The organism is Pseudomonas sp. PS02290, assembly GCF_029960075.1.
Taxonomy (GTDB): domain Bacteria; phylum Pseudomonadota; class Gammaproteobacteria; order Pseudomonadales; family Pseudomonadaceae; genus Aquipseudomonas.
On record NZ_JASCOY010000196.1, the window covers coordinates 1 to 3,311 of the forward strand.

Annotated in this window: 5 protein-coding genes; 1 reads left to right on the forward strand and 4 read right to left on the reverse strand. The window is 55.8% G+C overall.

The window, feature by feature from the left end; translation table 11 throughout:
• The 3 genes from QMX88_RS29070 to QMX88_RS29080 all read right to left on the reverse strand — a co-directional run.
• On the reverse strand, positions 1 to 319 hold a 319-nt coding region (locus tag QMX88_RS29070; RefSeq protein ID WP_282373697.1), incomplete at its 3' end, for a hypothetical protein.
• Between the two features lie 84 nt (positions 320 to 403).
• Positions 404 to 718, reverse strand: coding sequence for a hypothetical protein (locus QMX88_RS29075; protein ID WP_282373698.1), 315 nt, complete (start codon positions 716 to 718; stop codon positions 404 to 406).
• Positions 715 to 1,002 carry a hypothetical protein gene (locus QMX88_RS29080; protein ID WP_282373699.1) on the reverse strand — a complete coding sequence of 96 codons (288 nt, stop codon included), beginning with the start codon at positions 1,000 to 1,002 and terminating at the stop codon, positions 715 to 717. The genes QMX88_RS29075 and QMX88_RS29080 overlap by 4 nt, the downstream gene beginning before the upstream one ends.
• A 441-nt stretch (positions 1,003 to 1,443) precedes the next feature.
• Here QMX88_RS29080 and QMX88_RS29085 point away from each other — a divergent pair, with 441 nt between their 5' ends.
• The gene (locus tag QMX88_RS29085; protein WP_282373700.1) at positions 1,444 to 1,767 is read left to right on the forward strand and encodes a hypothetical protein; all 324 of its coding nucleotides are present in this window, start codon (positions 1,444 to 1,446) and stop codon (positions 1,765 to 1,767) included.
• Between the two features lie 385 nt (positions 1,768 to 2,152).
• Here QMX88_RS29085 and QMX88_RS29090 read toward each other — a convergent pair whose 3' ends face one another.
• Positions 2,153 to 2,923 carry a hypothetical protein gene (locus QMX88_RS29090; protein ID WP_282373702.1) on the reverse strand — a complete coding sequence of 257 codons (771 nt, stop codon included), beginning with the start codon at positions 2,921 to 2,923 and terminating at the stop codon, positions 2,153 to 2,155.
• Positions 2,924 to 3,311 lie beyond the last annotated feature (388 nt).

The window sequence follows — 3,311 nt, forward strand, 5'->3', positions numbered from 1 at the left end:
CTGCATCCGGATCCACCTGGGCCTTGCCGGCCGCTTTCAACTGGCGCGCTAGTCTTGGAGTAACTACAAAATCTGACGCGCTAGGTTTGCGTAGCCGGCGCGCCTGCTCTTCGCGAGGTGCTGCAAGGAATGACAGCGCCAGATCCTGCCACAGCTCTTGGATCTGCTTGTAGCCGTGATCCTTCATCGCAAGCGTCATGCCCGACCGAGTGCCCACTGGGGCATCGACCTCCAGCGTTTCGATCCCCAGCTTTTCCTTCTCCTGTTTCTGGCGCCGACGGTAGTCCGCCGAGTGTTTCGCCGCTGCTGTCTTTTCCATCTGGTGAATCTCCGATCTGGCGCGCTGGCATGTTGAGCCAGGTCTGCCGCCTGCGCTGGTTGGCGCATTTGAATAGACGCCGCATCAGGTGGCTGCGGTGAAGGTGATGCCGTGCTCTCGGGCAGTTAGGGCGACGGTGCGGGTATCGATGCCGATCTTCATGCCGATCTGGCGAGCATTAAGGCCGGCCTCGGCAAGCGCCCGAATCCGCGGTGCACGCTTAGCGCGCTTGGTCTTGAGCGTTTCCAAGTGATTCGTGGTGCCCTGCAGCGGCGCGTTGGCGCTGACGCCTTGTTCGATGAGCGTGATCCTCTCGCCGGTAGCGAGGAAGTGTTCAATCTTGGCGGCGATCTCCGCCATCGCCTGCTTGAGCTGGTCCGGCACGCTCTCGCCGATCATTGCAGCACCGCCTGCGACAGCTCCACCACCACGCCATCGGCGCGCGACTCCAGCTGCTGGGCGTAATTGGACGCCGCCTTGTAGCTGAATCGGAAGCCAACGACCTTGCCGCTGGTGATCTCGACGATGTGCCAGGCATTGGCGCTCTTTGCTGACACCTGGTAGCGAATCTTTTGAGCGGGTGGCTCTTTACCGATCATGGCGTAAAGCTCAGCTGTGGCGAGGTGGGCGCGTGCCCGAATCGCGGTCAGGGTGTCCCTTTTCTGCTGAATGAGTTGGTGCATGTTCCTTTCTCCGTTCGGGCGTGTACTCGTCAGCACTCTGGCCGCCTGACATAGGCCGAGTGGGCACAGGGGAGAGTGCTGACGGGTAAACGCTGGGTGAAAAAAAGCCCCATCGACGCGGGGCTTTTCATGTCGCTGGTTCACGAGGCCTCCCTACGTGATCCTTACTTGCCGGCGCCGCCTGATGCGGTAGGCCGGGTCAATGTCGTTTACATGGCTGCCAATCCTCTGTTGCTTGCTCACTGGGAAGGCAGTGGCCACCTGTTCAGTGGGGTGCAGGCGGCGGGCGCTGACATATGGTCGTTTCCTGTATGATCTGCCCCGGCTTACTGCACAGCACTAATCAAGCGTAGATAGCTGTGGTGGCAATCACCGGGTCCTGAAAGAGTGGCAAAAGCTGAACCCTAAGGACGAAATAGATTTGCAAAAAGGAGAAATGAAATGAGAAATCTGATTTTCGCACTCATGACCTGCACCGCCTTGGTGGGTTGCAGTGACAAGGGCAAGGACTTTGTTGGAGTCTGGAAATATTCCGATGAGTTGTCCGAAACACTTACTGTTACCAAGGCTGATGATGGCTATCGCGCTCTGGCACACATTGATAAAGACGAAAACGGCTATATGGACGTGGAAGTCTTTTTGTATCCCGAGTCCGACAAGCTTCTTGTGACGAAACAGAAGAAAATAGCCTTGGAGCTGGGGGACGACGGCAAGATCACCAGCCATCTGCGCAACGGGATTGAAACGTTTACTAAAGCTAAGTAACTCCCCCGTAAAAAAGGCGCTACGGCGCCTTTTTTTGCTTGATTTTCCCGAGCTCAAACATCTAGGAAGCAGATGAACTGGATGCGCTGGGCAAGCCTTGATTATCTCTCTGCCAAGTCCGTCATGATGCAATTGGGCAGTTATACGCCGCAGTGTCATCCGAATCGGAGAGTGATCGAAACACCAGGTCGCTATGCCTGCTTGTTTCCCGCCGCATTTTTGGTATTGACCGTCTCGCTCTTACCGGCTCAGGACGTTTACGGGTCTTTGCGATCCTAGCGCTGCAGCCCGCTCGGGCACGCTTCGCTCACTCTCCGATGCGGCCTGGCGCTGGCGAGTACCAGGGCATCGGGCAGTTAACGTCAGGCTGACATTGGAGCGGTTTTCAATCGTCGAAACCGTAGGAAAAGTCGCCTTCTTCGCAGTCGATCAGCAGAACCGCGTTGCCGAAGTACAGAGACGCAAGCATCCGTTCCCACTTGCTGCGGACGCTTCTTTTCAGGGAAACCTTTTTGTCGTCAAGCTGGGCGCTGTACACCTGGCCGAAGGCGACCTTAGGCTGCCAGCGGTCGCCGGTATCTCGCTCGCCCTCGATCAGCACGTGCAGGTTGTGTTTCAGCGAGTAGTCGCTGCGGCGGGCTGATTTGTAGATGTTTTGACCCTCGGGCTCGGGATCGAAGTAGATGTGGACGAATTTTCGGGTGTGAGAGTCGTCCTCTGTAATCCGAATTTCTGGCGCGCTCCAGTGGTCTTGGGCCGCTTCGTCTTTGTGGGCGTCTACGAATTCTTCCAGCAGCGCTTTCAGCGAAACCTCCCCGGTGAGTAGACCTTCGCCGGTAAGCACCTCTGTAATTGAGGCATCTGCTTGGGCGAGAATTGCCGATTCCATTCCTGAGGCTTCCCAGCGCTCCCGCAGGGCAGTTGCGATCAATGCGTTGTAGCGCTGCAGCTCAAAAACGTCAGTGACATTGGCCGGGAACGCTTTCTTGACTGCATCCTTGATTGACTCGCCGATGGTGCCGTAGGAGCGAAATGCGTCTTCGACGACACTCTTGAACATCTTGTCGATACCGTCATCGATCAGCTCCCGAGGGCGATCAGAAAGGGCATAGGCACTGACGCGTCCAGCCAGTAGCTGCTGAAGGGTTTGTTCCATGTATCGTGCTCCTTGCGATTAGGTTGGATTTGAAGCTGTATTGGAATGTCGGTCCTGACCAAGATGCTCAACTACGTCCGCCCGTTCGCATACAAACAGTTGGCCTGGATCAGCTTTTTTCATGGGGCGCCGACATTCCGATGCAGCCTCTGCCAAAGTGGTTGAGAAATTACTTTGAGCTTTGGGCTGGATCTCGGGCTTGTGTATTGCATGGCTAGTTGGTAAAAAAACGGCTCATTTTTTAAAGGGAAGTTCGTTGTGCGCCTTTTTACTTTTTCTGCATCAATGATTTTTGCAACTCTCGTAATGGTTAATACGGCCCAAGCCAAAGACGATTACGAAGTCAACGACGCGAACTGCACGCCTGAGCACCTCGACTCATTACCCG